Origin of the sequence: Nocardia nova, from assembly GCF_002933465.1 — a bacterium.
Classification (GTDB): domain Bacteria; phylum Actinomycetota; class Actinomycetes; order Mycobacteriales; family Mycobacteriaceae; genus Nocardia; species Nocardia nova_B.
Window position 1 is genome coordinate 49,796 of record NZ_PSZE01000003.1, and the last position, 24,454, is coordinate 74,249.

Sequence of the window (24,454 nt, forward strand, 5' to 3'; positions counted from 1 at the left end):
TTCCGCATCATCCAGGACCGAGACTCCAGATCCCAGGAAGCTCCCCTGCTGAGAGCGCGCTGTGAATCATAACGTTTATTACGAATCGGTAGCAACCAGAGCGAGGCGATATCACGGGCCGGAACAACGGGCGGCCGCGACAGCACGAATCAGGGAGCTGCCTCGAAGTGAATGTCGCCGATCGAGGACTGGAACTGGCCGCCGTTGTTGGCAAGCTGGGTGATCCAGATCAGGACGTAGCGGGCTGGCTGGTCGGACTGCACCGGGATCGTGGTGGTGCCGTCGGCCAGGGTGGCCTGGCCGACGAGCTGGGTCTGATCGAGGGTGGGAACCGCGGTGGGTGAGGTTCGCACCTCGACCACTGTGCCCGGCGACGCGGAATCGATGACGACCTTGCTCACCTTGCTGGGGCCAGGCAGCGTCGCGAGTACCCCGATCCCCTTCTTCAAGGCCGGGAACTGCTGGAAGTACTGATCGGTGTGCCAGGTGGTGGTCGGATTGCCGTCCAGCAGGGCCGACACGTTGCCGGGACTGTCCGGGGTTCCTTCCGGGGAGTACACCGACACGCCCGTCGCCTGCAGCGGAAGTCCGGGCGCCGTAGTCGGCGCGGGTCCCGCGGACTGCGCGGCCGGCGTCGTCGGTGCGACGCTGGCCGTGGTCAGGCCCAATTTGCGCTGTTCGTTGAGCGGTTCGTCGGCGGAGCCCGGCGCGAAGATGCTCAGCAGCCACCAGATGATCACGCCGACCACCAGCGCCGCGAGCACACCCAGACCGACCAGGATCCACAGCATGCGCTGCGACCGCTCGCGCTCGGCGGCGAGCAGTTCCGGATCGGCGAGGGTTTCGTCCGGGTTCGCGACGGCGCGCTGGCCCAGGCGCAGGACCGGGATGAAGTCGGTCTTCTGGTCGACGACCGAGGCCTGCTCGAGCACGTGCTGCACGGTCGCCGCCGTCCGCACGCCCTTGTCGGCCTCGAGCGAGCGGACCGCCACCGCGGAGATCTCGAACGGCACCTCGGGACGAATCTGGCGCGGTTCCACCGGAGAGCTGTCGCTTCCGAAATCGGCCAGCTTCAGCCCACCGACGGTCGCCGCGGAACCGGTGATACTCCCGGTGCGGATCGGCCAGCGGGCGGTGATCAACGCGTACAGCATCGCGCCGAGGCCGCGTACATCGGATTGGGCGTCGGAATCGGCCAAGGTGCCCGGGAAGGCCAGCACCGCATCGCCGGACGCGCTGATCCGCACCCGGTCCGGATGGTCGATCGACAGCGAACCGCCGCCGCGATGGGCCAGTTCGGCTGCCGCGGCCAGGGCGCGGATGGCCCGCGCCGCGCCGATCGGCGAGGGCTTGGTCTCGGCCATCTCCCGCAGCGAGCGGCCGGGAGTCCACTCCGCGACCACGATGCCGCCGGAACTACCGCGCACCACATCGAGCACGCGGGCCAGGCCGGAGGAGTTGATCCGGCCCAGCCGCAGGGTGCGCGAGAGGATGGCCTGCGGGCCGTCGTGGCCGGGATTGTCGGCGGCCTTCTGATCGGCATCGACGAAGGTGAGCGCGACCTCGCGGTCCAGTTTCACATCCAAGGCCTGCCAGAACCGCAGTCCGCGCGCGCCGCCGTGGTCGGCGAGCAGCCGATAGCGGCCACCCGCCACGGAGGCGCCCGGAATCAGTTTGGGCCCGCGCGGCACCCGCCGGGCCGGCGGTTCCACCCGCATCGGGGGCATCTCCGGCGAACCGACCGGCAGCATGCCGGTGTCATAGGCCGGATCCCGCGGCGGCAACGCTCCGGGCGCAGGCGCGGCTTCCGCGCCGTTGCCGCTCGCGGCCGCACCCGCGGCGTTCGGTGCGTCGGGGGCATCCCCGTCCACACCGGCCTCGGCGTCGGGCGCCGCAGCGGCGTTCGACGCTTCCGTATGGTCGAATGCGGAGTCCCGAGTGCGGTCGGCCGGCGGAACACTCCCGGGCGGGACGTCGTCGGTGCGCACTGCGCCTGCCAGGTCGGCAGCCTCGGCGGAAGGCTGACCCTCCGCCGCGTCGTCGCTCACCCTCGTTCCTCCTTCGCCCTGATTTGTCGAAGTCCGTTGCGCCGGTGCAGCACCGGCATTTGCGTTTCTCTGCCGAACAGGGTACGGGAACTCGCCCTGACCGGTGCGGTCAACCGCACCAGGACGGATTACCGGCAACACCATGGTCTGGGCGTCGGTATACGGGTCGTAGCGGTAGTAATACGGAGCTGCGAGATCCGGGCGCGGCAGCACCATCGTGTCGTGCATATCGGCGCCGGTGTCGTCCAGGCCGAGGTCGGGCGCCGGCGGCGTGAAGCCGAGGCGGCGCGACACCGCGACCGTGAGTGCGACGATCTCCGGCACACCGGCGAGGCGCATCAGACCGAATGCCACGCCGAACATGACGATCGCGTCCAGGCCGACCCGCAGGACCGAGGCGAGGCCGCCGTCGAGCCGGGACAGGCCCAGCACCTGATCCATGATCAGCGTCACCGCCGCGCCGGCCACCGAGGCCAGCACGACCCGGGTGACGGTGCGGCCGACGTTGGCCATGCGCAGATCGCCGAGACTGCGGTGCAACAGCCAGCCGCCGATCACCGCGCCGGTCACGAAGCCCAGGCCGTTGGCCACGCCCAGGGCGATGACGACGTGGTCGTCGTTGAAGAACACCGGCGTGAGCAGCGACAACACGATCTTGACGCCGGTGATGCCGAGGATGATCCAGGTCGGTGTCCAGGCCTGTTCCCGCGCGTAGAACACCCGCAGATGAATCAGGACCAGCGCGTACGGAATCAGCGTGAACGCCGACCAGGAGACCGCCTCGCCCAGGCGACCGGCATCGGAACTGCCGAAATGGCCGTACCCATAGAGCGCCTGGCCGATCTGCGGACCCGCGATGGTGAGGAAGGTGACCACCGGAATCAGCGAGATCATGGTCAGGCGGGTGGCATCACCGAGGTCGTCGACCACCGCGGGATTGTCGTCGGCGGCGGCATTACGGCTCAGCCGCGGCATGATCGCGGTCAGTAGCGTCACGCCGAGTACGCCGTACGGCAGCTGCAGCAGCAGCCACGCGTTCTGGTAGATCGTCGGGCCCGCGACATCGGCGTGCGAGGACACTCGGGTGGCCACGGTCCAGCCGATCTGGCTGATGAGCACGTACAGGATGATCGCCGCGCCCATCCCGGCGAACTGCTTCAGGCGCGCGTCCACACCCCACAGCGGGCGTAGATCGATACCGAGGCGCCGGATGGCGGGCAGCAGGCTGACCATCTGCACGATCACACCGACGGTCACGCCGACGCCCAGCACCAGCAGCTTCGGATCGCCCATCCGCACCGGATCGAGGCTGATCTCGCCAGGCGTGACGGCGTAGAGAATCAGCACCGCCAACACCACCAGGTTGTTCAGCACCGGCGCCCATGCGCCCGGTTTGAACACCTGATGGGTGTTGAGGATGGCCATGAGCAGCGCCGACATACCGTAGAAGAGGATGGCCGGCAGCAGCAGGAAGGCCAGGGCCGTGGTCAGCGCGGTATTCACCTTGCCGTCGTCGGACAGGAAGATGTGGGTGGTCATCACCGGGGCCGCCGCCACGGCCAGCACCGTTCCCGTGGCCAGGACGGTGAAGGCGGCGGTGACCAGGCGGCGGACGAAGGCAGCGCCGCCGTCGGGGTCTTCCTTCTCGGCCCGCACCAGGGTCGGAACCACGATGGCGGTCAGTACCGCGCCGAGCAGCAGCTCGGAGATCATGGTCGGAATCGTGCTGGCGACGGTGAACGCACTGGCGATGGCCGGCCCCAGAACGGTGACCAGCAGCAGCTGCTTACCGAAGCCGGTGATTCGGCTGACCAGGGTGGCGACCGCGATGGATCCCGAATCGCGAACCAGTCGCGAATTCGGCGACTCGTCCGGTTCCCGCTCGAGTACGGCCTGCTGGGCGGTGCGAGGACCCGGCGAATCGCTCCGCGCGCGTGTCGGCCGCAGTGAATCGGGGCGCAGTGAATCGGGGCGGGGCGAATCGGGGCGGGGCGCAGCCGGGCGCTCCCCCGGCGGCCGGCGACGCGGCTCGGCGGACTCGGACGGCGCGATGTGACGCGGCATCGCCCGCTCCGGGCGGGGCGCGCGAGGTACCTCGTCGACCGGGCCGCTGGGCGGGCCCGGCGGGTAGGACCGCTGCGGATCCGGGCGTTGCGCACCCCGGCGCCGCGGCTCCCGGCTCTGCGGCTCCCGGCTCTGGGGCTCCTGGCTCTGCGGATCCCGGGGCTGGGGCGGCCGGGGTTGGGGATCGACCAGCGGACGGTGACCCTGCTGCGGTGGCCGCGGCCGCCCCGGCGGTGGGACATCCGGCAGCGGGCGAGCACCTCGATGATCCGTCGAGGGGACCTGACGGAACGGCTCACTCGGCGGGGCGTTCGGCGGTAGCGGCTGCCGCGACGCATTCGGGGTCTGGCGGATGGGCGCGCTCGGCGGGCTCTGTCGGCGCGGTGGATTCTGCGGGCCCGGATACCGCGCCTCGTCGGGCGGATTCGGCGGTCCCGGAAGCGGCGACGCCCCCGGCGGAACCTGGCGCGGGCCGGCACCCGGTGTCCGGCGCATGGGTGCGCTGGGCGGCGTTTGCCGGCGCGGCGGCGGTGCGGGCCGGGCCCCGTTCGGGCCGGGCATCCGGCTGGCCGGGGGGACCTGCGGAATCGGACCGCTGAGCGGTCGCCGCGGATCGGCCGGAGCGGGGCGGGCCTCGTTCGGCAAGTGATGCGGCGGCGCGTTGTTGGGCACGACACCGTTGGCGCCCGAGGGCGGCATCGAGGGATCGGGACTCAGCCGACGCGGTCCACGCTCCCACGGCGCGGCGGGTGCGCGTCGCGGGAACTGCTCGTCGTCGCCCTGATCGGGCACGACGGGGCCGTCGTACTCGGTCACCGGACCTCCGGTCTGCTCGGCATTCGCTCCGGCCCGTGAACCACCCGGTCGGCACAGCGAGCCGCTGCGCGATTGTCGCTCACTGTGCCCGGTGATGTGCGGGACACCCGCACCCGGTCGGCACAGCGAGCCGCTGCGCGATTGTCGCTCACTGTGCCTCCTCTTCCAGCAGTACTCGTTTGCGGGCGCGCAGGTATCGGTTGAGCCTGCGTCGTTTTCCGGGGTCCAAACCCTTGTCGGCCGGATCCGGCTGTCCCCGGAAGCGGCGCCACAAGCGGCGACCGGCGAGCAGGAACAGCAGTGCACCGGCACATGCGGTAATTATCGCCAACGCTTGACCGTAAGCGTTCGAACGTACCGAAACCGAGGTGGCATTGCCGAGAGGCACTCCGGCCGGTGTGGTAAGGGATATCGGAATCACCAGGTTACGGCTGTCGCTCACCTTGGTCGGAATCTGGAACGACCGAGTACCCTCCGCCGGAAGCTGCTGCTCACCGATATCGGTGATATTCGTCTCGGCGGGCGCCCCGATCTTGAACCGGATCCGGATCGCGACCGGCAGATCGTTGCGCGCGACCAGCAGCAACGGGCTCTGCTCCGAGGCCAGCGTGTAGACCCCGCCCGGCGGCAGCACACTCACCGAGGAGAACAACCCGTCCATGGTCCGGGTGGTCTGTTCGAGTCGTCGTTGCGCGGCGGTATCGGCTTGCGAATCGGTGCCGGTGCGATCCGAGAGCGTCAGCACCCGGATCAGATCGTCGCGCAGCGGCGTGAGGAACGTCCGCGGCGTCGGCTCCTGCTGAGGGATCTCCACCAGGGCGCTCATCAGATCGTCGATCCGATGCTCCTGCTGCCCGACCGGCGCGATGAACTGATCGGGCACCGCCTGCGCCACCGCATCACCGGAGTAGTCCAGGTCGTACGGGCGCGGATCGACCGGCTGAGCCAGCAGATCGGTGAACGAACGCGGTGTCGCCAAACCGCTGCGGAACATCAGCTCCAAATGCGAGAGCAATGCTCCGGCCTCGTCACGGTCGGCGCCCCACTGTTGCGGCGGCATCAGCAGAGTCGCCCGGGGGCGGGTCTCGGTTGTATTCAGTACCGGCCAGGTCAGCGCGCCCAGTGCGTCCTGCAGTCGTGCGGTGCGGGAGTCGTTGGTGACCGCGTAACGGACCCGTTCGGGAGTGAACGCCGGAGTCGGCGGGTTCGACCCGACCGCGGCCAGCGCAGTCGCCGACCACATGTCGAAGGTGGCGACCTTCAACCCGGAATCGGGCGTCGGCGGCGTGGGTTCGGGTTTGGCCGGCGCGGCGGCCGGCAGGCGAACCATCTCCGGCACCACCGGTGCGATATCCGCGGCGACGGAGGCGGTACTGCGCACCGTCGCCTCGCCGCGCCCGGAACCCGTTGCGGCGCTGACGGAACCGCCCTCGGCCACGGCATTGCCGGAGAGGACGGCGGTGGTGAAACCCCGTTCGGTCAGCATGGTCGCGGCATCGGCTCCGATGGCTCCGGAGGCGGGCAAGCTCACCCCGCGCACGGATTTGACCGACAGCAGCGAATCGACGATATCCGCGGGTGCGGTGATCGCGCGGGCGACCAGATCGGCATCGTGTACGCCGGCCAAGGCGGTCGGGTCGACCTGCGCGAACGGCAGCGCCACTGTGCACATCGTCGGCGCCAGCGCACGCAGCCGGTCGAGCCAGGTCCGCGCGGCCTGCGGTCCGGCACCGTCGCGCGTCGGCCCGTCCGGATCCGACGGCGAGGCCAGTACTCGGTATCCCTCGGTCATCCTCGACACGGTGAGCAGCAGATCCGGGTCCACGGCCAGGCACAGCGATCCGCCCAGCCCGGCGCCCGAGCGGCCGGAATCGTGCGAGGGGTCGGGTCGCAGCGCCGCCTCCAGCGCCGAGAGCAGCTGATCCAAGCGGCCACCCGCGGCGAGTTCCCCGGCCAGTTCGTCGTCGGTGAGCAGCGCCTTGCCGTCCACTGAACCGGGGATGCCGGCGACCATGCGGGGCCGATCGGCCAGGGGCCACAGCATGGTGGTGGCCACCGGCGGCTGCGGTGCGGCCGGAACCGGCTGTGCGCCTTCCCCGGCGGCCTCGGAGCCGTTCGGCAGGGCCGGCAGGCCGAGCACCGGCAGTAGGAACCGCGCATCGTCGAGATGTGCCTGATCGCCGTAGGCCGGTTCGCCGTTCACATTCAGCAGCAGCGGATATACGCCCGGTTCGGTGATGCCGAGCGAGTCCGTGACCGGCGGATTGGCGGCCGCGTTGGACATGCCCTCGCGCACCCCGATCCGCAGGGTGAACTGTTTGCGCTGCCCGGGCCCCAACCGGTCGGCGACGTCCTGAAACTGCGCGCTGACCGGGAAGTTCGATTGATCCTGACGCAGCGTGGACCGCAATTCGCTGGGTTCGGTGATGGCCGCCCCGCGCTGCACCCGCACGCTGACGTCGTCCACCACGCGATCGCCGATGTTGGTCACCGTGCCGGTCAGCGCGAGGACGGAATCGCTGGTGGTGGTGATCGTGCTCGGCGACACCGAATCGAGCGTGAGTTTGAGGAATTTCGGCGCGGCGGTCGAACCTCCCGACCCGGAGGGCTGCGCATGGCTCGACCCGGCCGACGGCACGCTCAATACGGCGAGCGCCAGCGAGACGAGCAGTAGCACCCAGCGGTGCCCACTGCGACTCGCACGCGTCATTGTCTGCCGCTCTCCATCCGATCTATCAGCCGATTCGCGACCTCGGCCAGACGCCGCTCGTCGGCGTAGGCGAGCCGGGAATCGAGTTCGCTCAACGGCACCCAGGCCACCTTGGTGACCTCGACGTCGGCATCGGAGAGCTCACCCCCCAACGACCGCATCAGGTAATGGTGCACGGTCTTGTGTACCCGACGGCCCTCGGTGACGAACCAGTAGTCGATGCTTCCCAGTTCCGCGACCACCCGGCCGTTGATGCCGGTTTCCTCCGCGACCTCCCGGACGGCGGTCTGTTCGGCCGTCTCCCCCTCCTCGATATGGCCCTTGGGCAGCGACCACAGCAGCCGGCCGCGGCGGTCGGTGCGCCCGATGAGCGCGGCGCAGCGTTGTTCGGCGGGGCCGTCGAGTCCGTCGACGACCAATCCGCCGGCGGAGGTTTCCCGGACAGTGCGCATGCGAGGTTTCGCCGCATTACCGGCCGAACCGCGGCGCCGGGGCTGGCGGCGTCGACTGTTCGCGCGATCGGCCGGAGACACCGGGTCAGTCTAGCCGCGCCGGATCGATGCACTGAACGTGTTCGATGCCGAGTGTCATGCCGCACCGCGGTGGTGTCGTCCGGTCGGTCCGGGCGGGTGCCGGCGGGTGCGTACCAACTAAGCTGCGTTTCCGTGGTTTCGCCGAAGTCCGTTGACGCAGAAGTGGAGGACGGCACACAAGTGAAAGGAAGGGCCGTGTCCGACCCCGACCATGATCGCCGGACGCGATTGCTTGCCGCGGCGGCGATCACCCTGGGCCGGCTCTCGGATGTGCTGACTCCGCTGGGCGGCCTGTTCGCCGCGCGCGGCCACGAGCTGTACCTGGTCGGCGGTAGCGTGCGTGATGCGGTGCTGGGCCGGCTCGGCACCGATCTGGATTTCACCACCGACGCCCGGCCCGAGGTCGTGCAGGAGATCGTGCGCGGCTGGGCCGACAACCTATGGGACACCGGCGGATTGGCGTTCGGCACGGTGAGCGCGTCGAAATCGGGCTGGCAGCTGGAGATCACCACCTTCCGCAGCGACAACTACGACCGCATCTCCCGCAATCCGGAGGTGACCTTCGGCGACAGCCTCGAGGGCGATCTGATCCGCCGCGACTTCACGGTCAACGCGATGGCGGTGCGCATCGGCGGGGTCGGTGAACTGGAATTCGTCGATCCGCTCGACGGCATGGACGCACTGCTGGCCGGAGCGCTGGATACACCTGCGGCCCCGGAGGATTCGTTCAACGACGATCCGCTGCGCATGTTGCGCGCGGCCCGCTTCGTCTCTCAGCTCGGCTTCGAGGTGGCGCCGCGGGTGCGCGTGGCGATCGCGCTGATGGCCGACGAGATCCGCCGCATCTCCGCCGAGCGGGTCCGTACCGAACTGGACAAGCTGATCGCCGGTGAACATCCCACCGAAGGTATCGACATCATGTGCGAGACCGGGCTGGCCGAACGGGTGCTGCCCGAGGTTCCGGCGATGAAACTGGAGATCGACGAACACCATCAGCACAAGGACGTCTATCAGCATTCGCTGACCGTGCTGCGCCAGGCCATCGACCAGGAGCAGGGCGACCCGGATCTGGTGCTGCGCTGGGCCGCGCTGTTGCACGACATCGGCAAACCGCCGACCAAGCGCAACGAGCCCGGCGGCGGCGTGAGTTTCCACCACCACGAGGTCGTCGGCGCGAAGATGGTGCGAAAACGCATGCGCGCCTTGAAATATCCGAAGCAGTTCACCGAGGACGTGGCGCGCCTGGTGTATCTGCACCTGCGTTTCCACGGCTACGGCAAGGGCCAGTGGACCGACTCGGCGGTGCGCCGCTACGTCACCGATGCGGACGACCTGCTGCCGCGGCTGCACAAGTTGGTGCGCGCGGACTGCACCACCCGCAACAAGCGCCGCGCCGCACTGCTGCGCTCGACCTACGACGATCTGGAGGCTCGGATCGAACGCCTGCAGCAGGAGGAGGATCTGCAGCGGGTGCGTCCGGACCTGGACGGTAACGCGATCATGGAACTGCTCGGCCTGGAGCCGGGGCCGCAGGTCGGCCGTGCCTGGCGTTACCTGAAGGAACTGCGGCTGGATCGCGGTCCGCTGACTCGCGACGAGGCCGAGGCCGCGCTGCTCGAATGGTGGAACGCCGGAGGACAGTAGCGTCCGGGTTCGGCGGACCGAAACGCCTCAGAACACGATCAGCGTCGTGCCGGCGACGATCGCCGCCCGCATCTGCCCGAGGTCGAACGAGCCGGTGATCTGCGGCAGTTCGAGCCGGAAATGCACCCGGTCGCCCTGCCGGTCGGCCCGCGCAATGCGCACGTCGTTGGGCAGGTCCGCGAGGGTGACCGGTGCCACCGACACCCAGCGCCGCGGGACCCGGACGCCCGACCAGGCGGCCTGATGGACCGCGATCGTGACGAGGTTGTCGCTGATGGCGGCGTCGACCAGCGCCTGGAATTTCCGGGTGCGATGACGCGCGCTGATCAACCCGCTCGGATGCACCTCGAACCGCCAGTCCAGCCGCTTCTCGTTGAGCCACTCGACCAGGGCCACGGTGGTCACGGTGCCGGTGACGTCGAGTCCGGCGGTGCGCACCTTCGTCGGGACGCCGGGGATCAGCCGTACCCCGTGCGCGATCACCGTCATCTCCTCGATCGGATGTCCGTTCCAGCGCAGCTCGGTCAGCACCGTTTTGGTCTGGAAATGGGCGCCGCGGCGGCGCACCTTGAGGGTTTGCAGGATCGCGGTCAGATCGTGGCCGAGCAGGGTCGCGGTGACCTCCCGGCCGCCGAAACGACTCAGAATCCCCTCGCTGAGCAGGGTCATCAGCACATCCGGCAGGAGCGCGGTGACCGTACCCGCGCCGAGATCCGCCACCGGGTCGAGCCACGCGGTGGTGAAAGCCGTCCACTGATCCAGCAACTCCGGGTCGAACAGCCGCCGGCCGAGGTCCACTGCCCGCAACGGCGACCAGGACTTGGGATCGAAATAGGTGGCCATGATTGATTCGAGAGTACTGGCCGCCGGTGAATACGCCAGGGTCTGTGGATGACGTTTCCCGCGTGGGTGCGGCGCGGAGCTATGGATCGGCGGGTTGCGGGTCGTTCAGCGTCGCGTGCATCAGGTAGACGTTGTAACTGTCCCAGGCCGACATCGTGAAGTAGAGGTCCTTACCCGTCGACCAGGGGTGGATGAATCCGCCATAGGCCTTCGGGTAGTCGTTCGTATCGGCCAGCAGGGTGCCGTCGGTCCACGCGCCCTGCGGTTCGGTCGCGGTACGAAGCACGATCGCCTGCCGAGCCGGGTCCAGGTACACCATCTGCCACTGCCTGCTCGAGTCGTCGAAGCGCACCGACAACTCGCCCGCGATGCCGGGTACCAACGGCGTGGCACGGTTCTCCTGCGCAGGCGCCCAGGTCCCGTCGACCCAGTACTGATACGCGGACTTGTTCAGTACTTCCTTCTTCGGCACCCGCGCCAGGCCGATCATGCCGATGCGGCCGTTGGGCGTGCCGAACATATAGACGTAGTCGCCGCGCGGCACCATCGTCGTGACCTGGAAGCGATCGATGCCGAACATGTTGTCCCACTTGGCGTACTGATCCTTGACCCAGGTGCTGCCGCCGTCGTCGGAGTAGGCCAGACCACCGTTGTTGGTCCACCACATCCCCGGAATCTTGCTCCAGTGATTGACCGACATGTAGCTCATGTACTGCCGGTCACCGAGGGCGAACCCGGAGGTGGGGATCACGGTGGTCTCGAAGTTCTTGATCTTGCGGCTGTTCAGCAGTTCGGCGGCGTGGCAGCGGCTGTCCTGCACCATGTCGTCGATGATCAGGCCCTTGGACAGATCCCGTTCGGAGCTGAAACCGAGCACATTGGACCGCCAGTCCGGTCCGCCGACCTGGCCGTACTCCCAGCCTTTGCCGAAGGTGTCGCCGAACAGCACCGCGACCTGGCCGGGCTTGGTCTCCCACATGATGCCGAGATCGGTCCCGTCGACCTGCCAGCGCATATCGGTGCGGTTGACCGAGCCGTGGCCGGTCACCTGATTGACCAGCTTCACGTTCTCGACCGTCCGCGGCGCGGGTGCCGCGGCGACCGCGCCCGGGTCGGTCGACGGGTGCACCGGATGCGGCGGGGTCTCCGGTGCGGGCGGCTCGCCCCCGGGAATCGGGATCGGAATCGGTTCGGGTTCCGGGTTGATATTGATGTTCGGCAGATTGAACGGACCCGAATTCGACCCCGAGCCCGTGCCGGAGCCGGACCCGGTGGCCGAGCCATTGTTCGAGCCATTGTTCGAGCCATTGCCCGAGCCACTGTTCGAGCCGGATGCCGAACCGGAGCCGGGTGCGGGCTCGTCCGGCGCGGAAGGGTCCTCGGCCGGCGGTGGTTTCGGTGTATCGCGAATATCCGGGCACGGGTTGCGGCACGGGTCCACGGGCAGAGGCTGCGGCACGATACGGGTGTTGTCCGGTCGCGGGCCCGGCACCGGCACGGGCACGATCTCCGGCACCGGCACCGGGATGTCGATTCGCGGCGGAAGGATCGGCGGCGCAGGCGCATTCGGATCGGGCTGGCGAGCCAGCGGATCGAATCCCGTTTCGCCGCAAGCGTTTTTCGGCGGTGGCGCCCACGGCGCGAGTTCTGCCGAGGCCGGGACGGGTGCGACCGTGCCGAACAACAGCAGTCCGGTGACGGCGGGCGTGAAAATCGCCGAGGCGCAGCGCTTTCCGGTGCGGGTGGAGCCGCGCGCCGCCGCCGGTCGACCGGCAGCCGCTCTCCCCGTCGCGTTGTTCCCGAACACCGCACTCCTCGACTACCACTCGCACCGCTGGTGACACGCACTGTCAGTCACCGCATCAGCTGGGACCGAGCACAGCGGCTAACAATCTAACCGATCACTCGGGATGCGTCTGCGAACGCCCGGAACCGCGTGGCGCACGCCGACGGCTGTTGATCGCGATCGCCGCGATACCCAGCGCATACAGCCCGGCGCCGGCCGCCACCACCCCGAGGGAACGGCCGTCGGCGGGAATGATCAGGGCGGTCACCGCCACGGCGACTACGAACGTGATGTTGAAAATCGTGTCCTGCAGGGCGAATACCTGTCCGCGCCGGGCGTCGTCGACATCGATCTGCAGGGTGGCGTCGCCGGTCAGTTTCACCATCTGTCCCGCCAGGCCGAGCAGGAACGCGCCCACCAGCAACAGTTGATGGGCGCTTTGCTCGGCCGAACCGGTCGCGACGGTGATCGGCGGGACCAGTGTCGCCTGCACCAGCAGCGCCGCCGACAGACCGGCGACCACCGTGCGCGGGCGCCCGAGCCGCGGAATCAGCAGCGGCGTCAATACCGCGGCGGCCAGCATGCCCGCGGCGACCGCGGTGATCGCGACGCCGAAACCGACCAGTCCCGAACCGGCCGACATCCCGGACTCGTTGGGGCGTCGCAAAACCAGCACCATGAGCAGGGTGTTCGCGCCGAAGACGATGCGGTGGGTGCCGACGCCGATCATCGCGGTGGTGCAATCCCGTGATTCCGCGACCGCCCGGGCGCCGGTGCGCAGACCGGTCAGCACGGCCCGCACGGACTCGGCGGCCGCACTGCGCCCGGGTGCTTCTGTGCGATGTTCGGGTCCGAGTCGATGTCGCGCGAAACCGATCGCCGCCACGGCCGAGATCACCGATCCGCAGGCACTGGCGGCCACCGCCACCGCGCTCGCTACATCGCCCGCTCCCACCGCGCCGATGATCGCCACCGCGGCCGCGGCTCCCGCTCCGGCGCATCCCGATGCCACCGTGGCCAGGACCGAATTCATCGGCACCAGCCAGCGCTGTTCCAGCACCCGTGGCAGCGACGCCGAGATCCCGGCCAGGACGAAGCGGCTGATCCCGACCACCGCCAGCGCCAGCAGCAACAGCGGCGTATCCCGGATTCCGGCCCAGAGTCCGACGGCGGTCACCGCGATCAACACCGCGCGCAGCGCGTTGGCGACCAGCAGCACCATCCGGCGGTCCCAGCGGTCCAGCATCGCTCCGGCATACGGCCCGATCACTGAATACGGCAGCAGCAGTACCGCGAACCCGCCCGCGATCGCCAGCGGATCGGTGGCACGTTCGGGATTGAACAGAATCGCTCCCGACAGTGCGGCTTGAAACATTCCGTCGCCGAACTGTCCGGAGAACCGGATCAGCGCCAGCCGCGGCATTCCGGGCCGGCGGACGGCGGCGGCCACCGCGGCCCGCCGCGCAGCGTCGGGTCGCATTTCGGTTCACCTCCGGATCAATGTGCGGGGCCGGTGCACAGCCACGGTAGAATCTACCCGGCGGCCTCGACAGCAGCTCGAGAGGAGGACCTCCGTTGTCCACACTCACGACACCACACATCGATGTTCATCGCGCTGGCGATCGCATGAAAACCCGTGTGGCATGGCTGGATTCGAAGCATTCGTTCTCCTTCGGCGAGCATTACGATCCGGAGAACACCCATCACGGGCTGCTGCTGGTGAACAACGAGGACATCGTGTTGCCGGGCGAGGGATTCGAAACTCATCCGCACCGCGATATGGAAATTGTCACCTGGGTTCTGAACGGTTCTCTGGTGCATCAGGATTCGCTCGGACATGCCGGTGTCATCTATCCCGGATTGGCGCAGCGAATGAGTGCGGGAACCGGAATTCTGCATTCGGAAAAGAATGATTCGTGGCGGCTCCCGCCCGAACAGGGCGGCACGTCGCCGCATTCCGAACCGGTTCATTTCGTGCAGATGTGGGTAGTACCGGACGAGCCGGGAATTACTCCGGGATATCAGCAACTGGAAATCGACGACGAACTGGACCGCGGCGGCCTGATCACCGTCGCCACGGGGATGCCGCGCTACCGCGATCGAACAGCGATCGCGATCAGCAGCACTCATTCTGCCCTGCACGTCGGGCGGATGCCCGGCGCGGCGGGAACCGGTGCGGGGCAGGTGATCACCCTGCCCGAGGCGCCCTACCTGCATGTCTTCGTCGCCCGCGGCGAGGTGGAGATGGAGGGGGTCGGAACCCTCTACGAGGGCGACGCGGTGCGGATGTCCCGCAGTGGCGGGCAGCGCATCGTCGCCGAAGTTCCGGCGGAAGTCCTGGTGTGGGAAATGCACGCACGTCTCGGCGGCCAATAGAGTCGGCAGACGCGGCCGTCGAGGGCCTGTGCGTCCGAGGAGAGGACAGCGATGACCGAGAATCCACCGCCCGGGAACTATCCCCCGCCGGAACCGTATCCGCAGCCGGGCGGCGAACAACCCGGACGCTCGGGCGAGTACCCCGGCCACTCCGGCGAGTATCCCCAGCAACCGGGGCAGTACGCACAACAACCAGGCCAGTACGCCCAGCAACCCGGCCAGTACGGCCAGCAGCCGGGACAGTATCCGGGCGGATATCCCCCGCCGCCGCCGGGCGGCTATCCCGGCCCGCCGGGACAGGGCGCGTGGGAGCAGCCCAAGGGCAAGGGGCTGGCCATCACGGCGCTGGTTCTCGGCATCATCGCCCTGCTGACCTGCTGGACGGTGCTGGGTGGAATCCTGTTCGGTCTGGTCGCCCTGATCCTCGGCATCATCGCGACGGTCAAGGCGCGGCGCGGGACCGCGGCCGGGGGCGGTATGGCAATGGCCGGTCTGGTCCTGGGCCTGCTGGGGCTGATCGCGGGAATCGTGATCGCCGCGATCGGGGTCAATTTCTTCGTCAACAACGGCGGCAAGGATTTCGTCGACTGCGTGAACAAGGCCAACGGCGATAAGTCGAAGATCGACCAGTGCCAACGTGATTGGAATCAGACGCTGGAGAACAAGTACAGCGTGACCCTGAGCCCGCGGCCGACCTCCTGATCGGACCGGGTCAGTACGGGTCCGGCCGGCACTGGCGGGTTGCGGTGAGCACCTCGGCCAGTTCCGGCCGGTAGTCGCTGTGCGGCGAATCGATCCACACCCGGTATCCGGTGCGTTCGTCGGCGGGTGAGGGCAGCACGATAGTGGTGCCCGGGGCCACCAATGCGGCGCAGCGATGGAACATATCGGAAGCGATCGCGGCGTCGGTTGCCGATTCGTCGACGTGTCCGGTGAGGAACGTCCAGCGTGCCGATCGCGGATGTCCGATGATCGGCCCGCGATGTCCACGCACGGTGAGGTATTCGCGAATGGGGGCTCCGAGGGCGGCCGGCACGGTGATCGCGCCGACCGGGCCTATTTCCAACAGGATGCGACCTCGTACCGGTTCGACGATGCCGTAGAGCCCGTTCTCTTTGCGGTAGCGCCGACAGCGGACCAGCGCTTCTTGGGTGACAGCGCGCGGCGCGGTGGTGATGGTGGTGATATTCGGTTCGATCGCGCCGGCCATCGGGTCGCGCGTGCTCATGGCGAACCTCGTCTCGTCGTCGAGTGCAGTGCCACCGATACGTAAATCGTATAACGCTGTTCACGAATTTCTAGAGGGCCGCCGGGGATCGTGTCGTTCAGCCGGGTATGCCAAGCCAGCCCTCGCCGCGAGGCAGGGAATTTCGTGGCTTTGCCGCCGCGGATGAGGTCAAAATAGTCACGGGCGTGCGGCGGCGCGACGCCGCCGTCGGCATACTGGAGGTCGTGACTTTCGACGTGACGACTCCCTCGGGCATCGATCTGACCTATCGCGACGACGCTGTGCGGGTGCAGGACGACCTGTTCGCGCACGTCAATGGCAAATGGCTGGATACTTACGACATTCCCGCCGACCGCGCGGTCGACGGAGCGTTCCGTACCCTCTACGACCAGGCCGAACTGGACGTCAAGAAGATCATCCAGGATCTGGCGGCCGGAACCGCGGCGTCGGTGCCGGACGAGGAAGAGGCGCACAAGATCGCCGATCTCTACAACAGCTTCATGGACGAGGAGGCGGTGGAGGCCGCCGCGCTTACGCCGATCGCCGCGGAATTGGCGGCGGTGCGCGAGGTGAGTGATCGCGCCGAGTTCGCCACACTGCTGGGCCGGCTGCAACGCACCGGTGTGGGCGGGGCGGTCGGCGCCTACGTCGATACCGACGACAAGAATTCGCAGCGCTATCTGATCAACCTGACCCAGTCCGGGATCGGGCTGCCGGACGAGTCGTATTACCGCAACGACGATTACGCCGAGATCCGCACCAAATACGTCGAGCACATTCGGCGCATGTTCCAGCTGGCCGCGATCGAGTACGACCCGCAGCGCGTCTTCGAACTGGAACGCAAACTGGCCGCGGGACATTGGGACGTGGTGCGCCGCCGCGACGCCGAATTGAGTTACAACCTCACCACTTTCGCCGAACTCGCCGCCGCGAATCCCGAATTCGACTGGACCGCGTGGACCGAGGCACTGGCCGAGGGCGTCTCGGCCTCGGGACCCGAGTTGTTCGCCGAAGTGATTGTGCGCCAGCCCGATTACGCGCGTACCTTCGCGCGGGTGTGGGCCGCGGAGTCGCTCGCGGACTGGCAGGCGTGGGCGAGCTGGCGGGTGCTGCGGGCACGAGCGCCGTATCTGACCGCCGCGGTGGTCGAGGAGAGCTTCGACTTCTACGGTCGCACCCTCACCGGCGCCCGGGAGAATCGCGAGCGCTGGAAGCGCGGCGTGTCGCTGGTGCAGGATCTGCTCGGCGAAGCGGTGGCGAAAATCTATGTCGCCGAACACTTCCCGCCCGAGGCCAAGCAGCGCATGCAGGAGCTGGTGGCGAATCTGATCGAGGCCTACCGCCGCAACATCAGCGAACTGGAGTGGATGAGCCCGCAGACCCGCGAGGCCGCGTTGGCCAAGCTGGAGCGCTTCACCCCCAAGATCGGCTACCCCGACACCTGGCGCGACTATTCCGCCGTTCGTGTCGATCCCGCCGATCCGGTGGGGAACTACCGCAGCGGTTATGCCGCCGACCACGACCGCGATCTGAACAAGCTCGGCGGTCCGGTCGATCGTGGCGAGTGGTTCATGACACCGCAGACGGTGAACGCCTACTACAACCCGGGCATGAACGAGATCGTGTTCCCCGCGGCGATTCTGCAACCGCCGTTCTTCGACATGAACGCCGACGACGCCGCCAACTACGGCGGCATCGGTGCGGTGATCGGACACGAGATCGGCCACGGCTTCGACGATCAGGGCAGTAAATACGATGGCGACGGCAATATGGTCGATTGGTGGACCGAAACCGATCGCGCCGAATTCGGTAAGCGCACGAAGGCGTTGATCGATCAGTACAACCAGTTCGAACCGAAGGCGCTGCCCGGTCACACCGTCAACGGCGAATTCACCATCGGCGAGAACATCGGCGACCTGGGTGGGCTCTCGATCGCGTTGGAGGCCTACAAGATCGCCCTCGACGGCGCCGAGGCGCCGGTGATCGACGGCCTGACGGGCCTGCAGCGAGTCTTCTTCGGCTGGGCACAGGTGTGGCGGACGAAGGCGCGCGACGAGGAGGCGATCCGCCGGCTGGCCGTCGACCCGCATTCTCCGCCGGAGTTCCGGTGCAACGGTGTGGTCCGCAATCTGGACGGTTTCCACGAGGCGTTCGGTGTCGAACCGGGTGACGCGTTGTATCTGGAACCCACCGAGCGCGTGCGGATCTGGTAGCTACCGCGGCAACTTCGGTTCGATCTGCCGGTCGTAGATGGTCTGCAGGCGATCGGTGATATCGGCGAAGGCCGACTTCACTTCCCGGTTCTGCAGTCCGATCTGTTCCAGCCCGGTGCCGATGATCTGATCGGCGCCGGGCAGGAATACCCGGGCGTAGTCCTGTGAGCGGGTCAGCGGCAGCTGATCGACGGCGGTCGCGAAATTGCGGTTGGCGGCGAGGAATTGCTGTTCGGACGGATCGTGGACCGCCGACTTGCGCACCGGGATGTAGCCGGTGGCCTGCGAAAAGTAGGCGGTGTTCACCGGATTCGTGATGAACTCGACGAAACGCAGGGCATTGGCCTTGCGCTGGTCGGAGATGCGCGACGGAATCGCCAGCCCCGCACCGCCGGTGGTACATCCGGGCCCGGTCGGATGCGGCAGGAAGGCGGTCGCGAAGTCGAGCTTGCCCGCAGCATTGGCGACGATGCCCTTGATGTCGCCGGTGGAGGTGATGGCCGACCCCACCACTCCGGTGCCGAAATCCACGGCCAGCTGTGGGCGGATGGCGGCGTAGCGTTTGCGATTGATCATGTCGCGCAAAAAGTTTCCCGCGTCGGCCGTGCCGGGATCGGAGAACTTCAGTGCCCACCGCTGCGAGTAGGCGCCACCGAAGGTCCAGTTCGGTCCCTGGAATGTCCAGGCCAGGTAGTTCTTGGCATCACCCCATCCGTGCGCCCACTTCCCCGCGCCGATGGCGCGCTGCAGTTCAGGCCCCCATTCGTCGAATTCCTGCCAGCTCCGCGGGCCACGGTCGGGCAGTCCGGCGCGGGCCCACAGGCCGCGGTTGTAGCAGAAGATCTGCGTCGAACGCGCATACGGCAGCGCCCAGAGTTTGTCGGCGAACCGGTAGTCGTCGACGAAACTGTCGACGTAGTCCGCCAGCGGCACTGCGGCGGCGGCGATGTGTTCGTCGAGCGGTTCGATGGCCTTGTTCAGTGCGTAGTTGAACCACCAGACGTCCGAGAGCACCACGACATCCGGCAGCGCGCCGCCGGTCAGCGCGGCATTGAACTTCTGCGCGACCTCTTCGTAGTTGCGTCCGGCGTCCACCAGCTTCACCGTCAGATCGGGGTGCTGGGCCTGGAACCGGTTGATCAACTCGGTTTCCTGATTCTTCGAGGTGCCCGGATGGTTCGACCAGAAGATGATCGTGTTCGGGTCGCCGCCGGCTCCGGTGCTGCCGCCCATCCCCGCACACGCCGACAGGGCCAGGCCGGCGGCCGCCGAGGTGGCGGTGAGAAATCCGCGGCGGGTCAGGGTGCGCGGTCGGGTCACGGCACTCTCCTCGAGCGAATCAGCCTTTGACGGCACCGGTGGTGAGGCCCTTGATCATGTGCCGCTGCAGCAGCACGAACACCACCAGAATCGGCAGCATGGTCAGCAGGGTTCCGGCCATCACCGGCCCCCAGTTGGTGACACTCGGGTTTTCGGTGTTCTGTAGCAGCGTCAATCCGACGGGCAGGGTCGCGACGCCGGCGTCGTCGGCCATCAGGAACGGCCACAGGTATTCGTTCCATTCGTTGACAAGCGTGACCACCGCGAACGCCACCATCGTCGGGCCGGACATCGGCAGCACCACCCGGACCAGCAGTTGCCACCAGTTCGCGCCGTCGATGCGGGCCGCCTCGATCACCGAAACCGGCAGGGAGAGAAAATGGTTGCGCATCAGGAAGGTGCCGAATGCTACGCCGCACAGCGGCACGATGATGCCCAGCAAGGTGTTGCGCCACCCCGCCTGGGCGATCAGGGCGTAGTTGGAGATCACGGTGATCTGGTTGGGCACCATCAGCGCGGCGATGATGGCGAGAAAGATCAACGTCTTACCCGGAAAGCGCAGGAAGACGAGTCCGTAGGCGCTGAATAGGCCCAGCGCGAATTTGACCGCCGAGACGACGGCGGTGACGATCAGCGAGTTGCGGAGGAAGGTCCAGAACGGCAGCGTGGTCGTGGCTTCGCGATAGTTCTCCGGATGCCAACTGCGCGGCCACCACACCGCCGGCTGGGTGTAGATATCGGGCCGCGCCTTGAACGAGGTGATCAGAATCCAGAACAGCGGCACCCCGACGATGATCAGCACGCACACCATCGCCGCGTACCCGAAAATCGTTGCCGACAGCCTTTTCCGATCGCGGCCGCGGGTGGCCGGCGCTGCCGTCGCCATCGTGCTCGTCATTCGTCTCGATCCATCACTCGCACCTGGATCAGCGTGATGACCAGCAGCACGACGAACATGATCGTCGCGACCGTGGCACCGTATCCGGCGCGGAAATTGCGGAAGCTCTCCTGGTAGACCTGATAGACCATGGTGGTCGTGCCGGTGCCCAGTGGTCCGCCGCGCGTCATCACGTTGATGATGTCGAATACCTGCAGCGAATTCAGCATGACCGTGATCGACAGGAAGTACGTCGTCGGCCGCAGCTGCGGCAGCAGTACCCGGGTGAAGGTGGTCCAGCGGCCGGCGCCGTCGATCGCGGCCGCCTCCAGCAGTTCTCGCTGCACACCCTGCAGTGCGGCGAGATAGATGACGAAGGTGTAGCCCAGGTTCTTCCAGATGTAGGTCACCGTCACCATGAACAGCGCCCAGTGCGGATCCTGATAGAAATCCGGCACATTCGTGATTCCGATGCGGTGCAGCAGATCCTGCACCAGACCGAAGCCAGGATCGAAGATGAACTGGAACGCCACCCCGACCGCCGCGCCGGAAATCACGAACGGGGCGAAGATCACCGAGCGAACCACATTGCGGCCGAACAGTTTCCGATCGAGCAGCAGCGCCAGCGCGAGGCCCAGCACCATACTGCCGCCGACCGCGAAAACGGTGAAGATCACGGTATTGCCGACGATCTGCCAGGTGTCCGCCCGGGTCCACCACTCGCGGTAGTTGCGGACTCCGATGACGTGCGCGTACGGTTCGGCGAGATTCCAGTCGGTGAACGACAGCCGGATGTTGTCGACCAGCGGCCGGTAGACGAACAGCCCGAGCAGTACCAGGTTCGGCACCACCAACACCAGAAACAGCCCGTAGTCGCCCCACGGCCGCCGCCGAAGTCCGCGCTGCCGATTCTGGGGCAACACCCGTTCCGGCCGACTCCGCACCGCCGCAGTGTCCCCGCCGCGAGCGAACACGCGGAAAACGGCCCGTACCGAACCCTTGAACTCTGGCTCGAAGCCCGAACGTACCTCCCCTTCGGATACCCCGGTCATGGCCGAATCCTAGAACCATGCCCACGCTGGAGCCGAGAATTCCGTGAAAGCGGCGACCCCGCATCACCACGAACAGCGACGTCCGGCGAGCTACCTCGAAACTGTCGACGCAACAACAGATTTCGCACGGACATGGGTAACTTGCCGGGTACGCCCGAAAACCGCCCCAGCTACGGTCCGCCGCCCCGACGAGCGAATCTCACGGCACTCACGACACGCAAAGACCCGGAAAGGCGGAGGGGACTCGCTCAGCTCCAGTCGCCCATACCGTCGCCGGCGCTGAAGTTTCCGGTGGAGTTCGTCACCACCACGGGGTCACCCTTCTGCGCGTTCTCGAAGAACCACTGGGCATCCTCGGTGCTGACGTTCAGGCAGCCGTGGCTGGAGTCGGACACACCCTGCTGGGCGAGCGACCACGGGGCGGCGTGCACGAAGATGCCGCTGTTGGACAGCCGGGTCGCGTACTCGACCTCGAGCTTGTAGCCCTGCGGATCGGTGATCGGAACTCCGTAGGTCGAGGAGTCCATGATCATCTTCCGGTTCTTCTCCCCGACGTAGTAGGTGCCGTTGGGGGTTTCGTGGTCCTTCTTGCCCATCGAGGTGGGCATGGTCTTGATGACCTCGCCGTTGCGGGTGACGGTGATCATGTGGGTTGCGTCGTCGGCGGTGGCGACGACCGCATCGCCCACCTTGTAGGCGACCTTGGTGCCGCCGGCCTCGACGGTGATGTCGGAGTTGGCGGGCCAGAACTCCTCCGGCCGCCAGCGCACCTGCTTGTCACCGCGCCAGTAGAAGTGGCCGTGCGTGGCATTGCTGGAGGTGATCCGGATGGCCTTCTCCGCCGCGGCGTGGTCGCCGACCGGATCCTTGAAGTTGATGATGATGGGCTGCGCGACGCCAACCACGTCGCCGTCACCGGGGCTGATGCTCGGCGCGGCGAAATTCGCCTGCGGCAGCGGCGGCGGGTTCTTCACCGGCGCGGCACCGGGCTCGGGCTGCGGCGCCTGCACGACGGCCGGAGCGCCGGGAACATCGGGTCCACCGGGCCACAGCGGCGCTGCCGAGGCGGGCGCCATGGCGATGGCACCGGCGGCGGTCACCGCCAGGGAGGTCGCCGCGAGGGCTAACAGGCCGGTCCGCTTGGACAGGCTGGTCTCGTCCCGAACGGGCTTCCGACAGGTTGTGGTGCGCACAGCCGTTTCGTCCTCTCCAACCTAGATCGCGCGCCACGGCGCACAGGAATATTCGCGCGCGGGTGCGCGAATGGTCTATCAGGCCCCGGCCCGGCATCCATTACTACATCTCCCGCGGGCATCGGCCAATTGTGTTCCGCCAGTTATGAAGTCCGCATCGCACGTGTGTGATGCGTCACCATGGGCTGCCGGCGTCGTGGTGACAGGGTGAAAGTCCCGTTCGCATCGGCGAGTCGGGTGCGAGGTCCGGACGGGCGAACGAGAGCCGGATCGATACCCAGCAAACCTCATTGTGAGGCAAATCACTTCACGAGTGGCGGATTCCCTCCACGGTGAAGCGGATTCCGCGGTGTGGACCGGTCGCGATGTTGTGCGGCACCGAGCGCGGAATTCGGCCATGACGATAGCGTGGGAGCAGCGCCAAGTCGACTCGGGAAACGATGGTGGCGAGCGCGATCCGCAACTCGTAGTCGGCCAGGGTGGCGCCGAGACAGCGGCGATGGCCGCCGCCATAGGGCAGGTATTCGAACGGCCCGTACCGGCGGTCCAGGAACCGCTCCGGCCGGAACCGCTCGGGCTCGTCCCACGTACCGGGATCCGAGTGCACGAGCGGAATCGCGACCCCCATCGTGTCCCCTTCGGCCAATTCCACTCCGCACACCGTGTGCGGTCCGGTCAGCCGCCGCAGCACGATCGGCACCGGCGGATGCAGTCGCAGCGTCTCCTGACAGACGGCGTTCAGATACGGCAGACCGGCCAGATCCTCGGGATCGGCGTCGGGCCCCGCGGCACTCAATTCGGCGCGCAGCCGGGCCAGCACGCCGCGGTCGCGGTGCAACCGGAACAGCGCCCACACCAGACTCGTGGCGGTGGTCTCGTGACCGGCCACCAGCAGGGTGCGCAGTTGTTCGCGCAGATCGGCGTCGCTCACCCCGCTGCCGTCCTCGTAGCGGGCGGTCGACAGCACGCCCAGCGCGCCGTCACCGGGCGTACCGGCGGCCCGCCGCGCGGCGATGTCGGCGTCGAGCAGCGCGTCCAGCCGGGTGCGCGCCCGGGCGAATCTGTCCCACGGTGCCAGGCCGAATGCGCTGTGCCGCAGGGCCGGAACGAGCATCAGCGGTCCGGTGAAGGCGGTGAGGAATCGGCCGACCGCCGCGGTGTAGGTGTCGCGCCGGTGCGGGTCGTCGGCGCCGAAGATCAGCGTGAGTATCACCCGCAGCGTCAGCGCTCGCGCCGCCGCCCGCGCATCGATCACCGTCCCCGGCAGCCACGCTGGACCGGTGCCGGCGCCGGAGAGCTCGTCGCGGGTGCTGTCTCGAATTACCGTGCCGTACTGCGCAATTCGGGCGCGATGAAATGCGGGCGCCAGCACCGTGCGATCGCTGCGATGGCGCTGATCACGAGCGAGTATCAATGAGGCCGAACCGATAAGCGGTTCAATGGGATTCGGTTGCGGCGGATGCAGAATTCCGATCGGCGACCGGAGTAATTCCTTTGTGCCACCGGGCGTCCCCGTGAACAAAACCGCGCCGAATCCCGGAAAGCGGACCAGAAACGGGTCGCCGTCGTGCGCGCGACGCAGCCGGAAGTACCGATCGAAATCGATTCCGGCCGCCAGCGCGTGCGCCGCGACCCACCGCGGCTGCCGGGGCGCGGCCCGTTCGCCGGAAATCTGCGGTGTGCGGTGCGGGCCTGTTGTTGCTGCGCGCATACCCAGCACACGAGACACCCCGGCCCCAGGTTCGACGCGG

16 protein-coding genes are annotated in these 24,454 nt (G+C 67.6%); 4 read left to right on the forward strand and 12 right to left on the reverse strand.

Annotated features, from left to right (window positions below; all coding sequences use genetic code 11):
• Positions 1-149: 149 nt before the first annotated feature.
• The 3 genes from murJ to C5E41_RS04560 form a co-directional block, all read right to left on the reverse strand.
• The gene (murJ, locus tag C5E41_RS04550; RefSeq protein ID WP_258080770.1) at positions 150-4,112 is read right to left on the reverse strand and encodes a murein biosynthesis integral membrane protein MurJ; all 3,963 of its coding nucleotides are present in this window, start codon (positions 4,110-4,112) and stop codon (positions 150-152) included.
• 964 nt (positions 4,113-5,076) lie between these two features.
• The gene (locus C5E41_RS04555; protein WP_104374592.1) at positions 5,077-7,638 is read right to left on the reverse strand and encodes a DUF6049 family protein; all 2,562 of its coding nucleotides are present in this window, start codon (positions 7,636-7,638) and stop codon (positions 5,077-5,079) included.
• Positions 7,635-8,171, reverse strand: coding sequence for an NUDIX hydrolase (locus C5E41_RS04560; RefSeq protein WP_064923396.1), 537 nt, complete (start codon positions 8,169-8,171; stop codon positions 7,635-7,637). Before C5E41_RS04560 ends, C5E41_RS04555 begins: the two co-directional genes overlap by 4 nt.
• A 195-nt stretch (positions 8,172-8,366) precedes the next feature.
• On the opposite strand from C5E41_RS04560, the gene C5E41_RS04565 reads away from it, so the two are divergent.
• A complete protein-coding gene (locus C5E41_RS04565; RefSeq protein WP_104374831.1) occupies positions 8,367-9,815 on the forward strand; it encodes a CCA tRNA nucleotidyltransferase in 1,449 nt (482 codons plus the stop codon).
• Positions 9,816-9,842: 27 nt separating this feature from the next.
• On the opposite strand, the gene C5E41_RS04570 is transcribed toward C5E41_RS04565, so the two are convergent.
• The 3 genes from C5E41_RS04570 to C5E41_RS04580 all read right to left on the reverse strand — a co-directional run bounded on the left by C5E41_RS04570 (position 9,843) and on the right by C5E41_RS04580 (position 13,924).
• The gene (locus C5E41_RS04570) at positions 9,843-10,658 is read right to left on the reverse strand and encodes a hypothetical protein (protein WP_104374593.1); all 816 of its coding nucleotides are present in this window, start codon (positions 10,656-10,658) and stop codon (positions 9,843-9,845) included.
• Positions 10,659-10,737: 79 nt separating this feature from the next.
• Positions 10,738-12,348, reverse strand: a complete 1,611-nt coding sequence (locus tag C5E41_RS04575; protein ID WP_439956360.1) for a DUF4185 domain-containing protein — start codon at positions 12,346-12,348, stop codon at positions 10,738-10,740.
• Positions 12,349-12,559: 211 nt separating this feature from the next.
• Entirely contained in the window at positions 12,560-13,924 is a 1,365-nt protein-coding gene (locus tag C5E41_RS04580; protein ID WP_104374594.1) for a hypothetical protein, read from the reverse strand.
• A 95-nt stretch (positions 13,925-14,019) separates the two neighbouring features.
• Between C5E41_RS04580 and C5E41_RS04585 the strand changes: the two genes are divergently transcribed.
• Both C5E41_RS04585 and C5E41_RS04590 read left to right on the forward strand, forming a co-directional pair.
• Entirely contained in the window at positions 14,020-14,820 is an 801-nt protein-coding gene (locus tag C5E41_RS04585; RefSeq protein ID WP_104374595.1) for a pirin family protein, read from the forward strand.
• A gap of 51 nt (positions 14,821-14,871) precedes the next feature.
• The gene (locus C5E41_RS04590) at positions 14,872-15,522 is read left to right on the forward strand and encodes a DUF4190 domain-containing protein (protein WP_104374596.1); all 651 of its coding nucleotides are present in this window, start codon (positions 14,872-14,874) and stop codon (positions 15,520-15,522) included.
• 10 nt (positions 15,523-15,532) lie between these two features.
• Here the strand turns inward: C5E41_RS04590 and C5E41_RS04595 are convergent, their stop codons facing one another.
• Positions 15,533-16,048: a hypothetical protein gene (locus tag C5E41_RS04595; RefSeq protein WP_036507404.1), complete on the reverse strand. Its 516-nt coding sequence runs from the start codon at positions 16,046-16,048 to the stop codon at positions 15,533-15,535.
• Positions 16,049-16,284: 236 nt separating this feature from the next.
• Between C5E41_RS04595 and C5E41_RS04600 the strand changes: the two genes are divergently transcribed.
• On the forward strand, positions 16,285-18,261 hold the full coding sequence (locus tag C5E41_RS04600) for a M13 family metallopeptidase (RefSeq protein WP_104374833.1): 1,977 nt from the start codon (positions 16,285-16,287) through the stop codon (positions 18,259-18,261).
• Here C5E41_RS04600 and C5E41_RS04605 read toward each other — a convergent pair whose 3' ends face one another.
• The 5 genes from C5E41_RS04605 to C5E41_RS04625 form a co-directional block, all read right to left on the reverse strand.
• Entirely contained in the window at positions 18,262-19,581 is a 1,320-nt protein-coding gene (locus C5E41_RS04605) for an ABC transporter substrate-binding protein (RefSeq protein ID WP_258080738.1), read from the reverse strand. It lies immediately after the preceding gene.
• Positions 19,582-19,600: 19 nt separating this feature from the next.
• Positions 19,601-20,467 (reverse strand): carbohydrate ABC transporter permease, encoded by an 867-nt coding sequence (locus tag C5E41_RS04610; RefSeq protein WP_104374835.1) that lies wholly within the window; start codon positions 20,465-20,467, stop codon positions 19,601-19,603.
• 8 nt (positions 20,468-20,475) lie between these two features.
• On the reverse strand, positions 20,476-21,402 hold the full coding sequence (locus tag C5E41_RS04615; RefSeq protein WP_181063111.1) for a carbohydrate ABC transporter permease: 927 nt from the start codon (positions 21,400-21,402) through the stop codon (positions 20,476-20,478).
• Positions 21,403-21,758: 356 nt separating this feature from the next.
• Entirely contained in the window at positions 21,759-22,658 is a 900-nt protein-coding gene (locus tag C5E41_RS04620) for a L,D-transpeptidase (protein WP_439956359.1), read from the reverse strand.
• Between the two features lie 352 nt (positions 22,659-23,010).
• Positions 23,011-24,414 (reverse strand): cytochrome P450, encoded by a 1,404-nt coding sequence (locus C5E41_RS04625; RefSeq protein WP_104374836.1) that lies wholly within the window; start codon positions 24,412-24,414, stop codon positions 23,011-23,013.
• Positions 24,415-24,454 lie beyond the last annotated feature (40 nt).

Bases quoted from the DNA above. Each gene is read 5' to 3' on its own strand.
- C5E41_RS04555 (WP_104374592.1), bottom strand. From the start codon at position 7,638: ATGACGCGTGCGAGTCGCAGTGGGCACCGCTGGGTGCTACTGCTCGTC.
- C5E41_RS04570 (WP_104374593.1), bottom strand. From the start codon at position 10,658: ATGGCCACCTATTTCGATCCCAAGTCCTGGTCGCCGTTGCGGGCAGTG.
- C5E41_RS04625 (WP_104374836.1), bottom strand. From the start codon at position 24,414: ATGCGCGCAGCAACAACAGGCCCGCACCGCACACCGCAGATTTCCGGC.
- murJ (WP_258080770.1), bottom strand. From the start codon at position 4,112: ATGCCGCGTCACATCGCGCCGTCCGAGTCCGCCGAGCCGCGTCGCCGG.
- C5E41_RS04595 (WP_036507404.1), bottom strand. From the start codon at position 16,048: ATGAGCACGCGCGACCCGATGGCCGGCGCGATCGAACCGAATATCACC.
- C5E41_RS04580 (WP_104374594.1), bottom strand. From the start codon at position 13,924: ATGCGACCCGACGCTGCGCGGCGGGCCGCGGTGGCCGCCGCCGTCCGC.
- C5E41_RS04590 (WP_104374596.1), top strand. From the start codon at position 14,872: ATGACCGAGAATCCACCGCCCGGGAACTATCCCCCGCCGGAACCGTAT.
- C5E41_RS04610 (WP_104374835.1), bottom strand. From the start codon at position 20,467: ATGGCGACGGCAGCGCCGGCCACCCGCGGCCGCGATCGGAAAAGGCTG.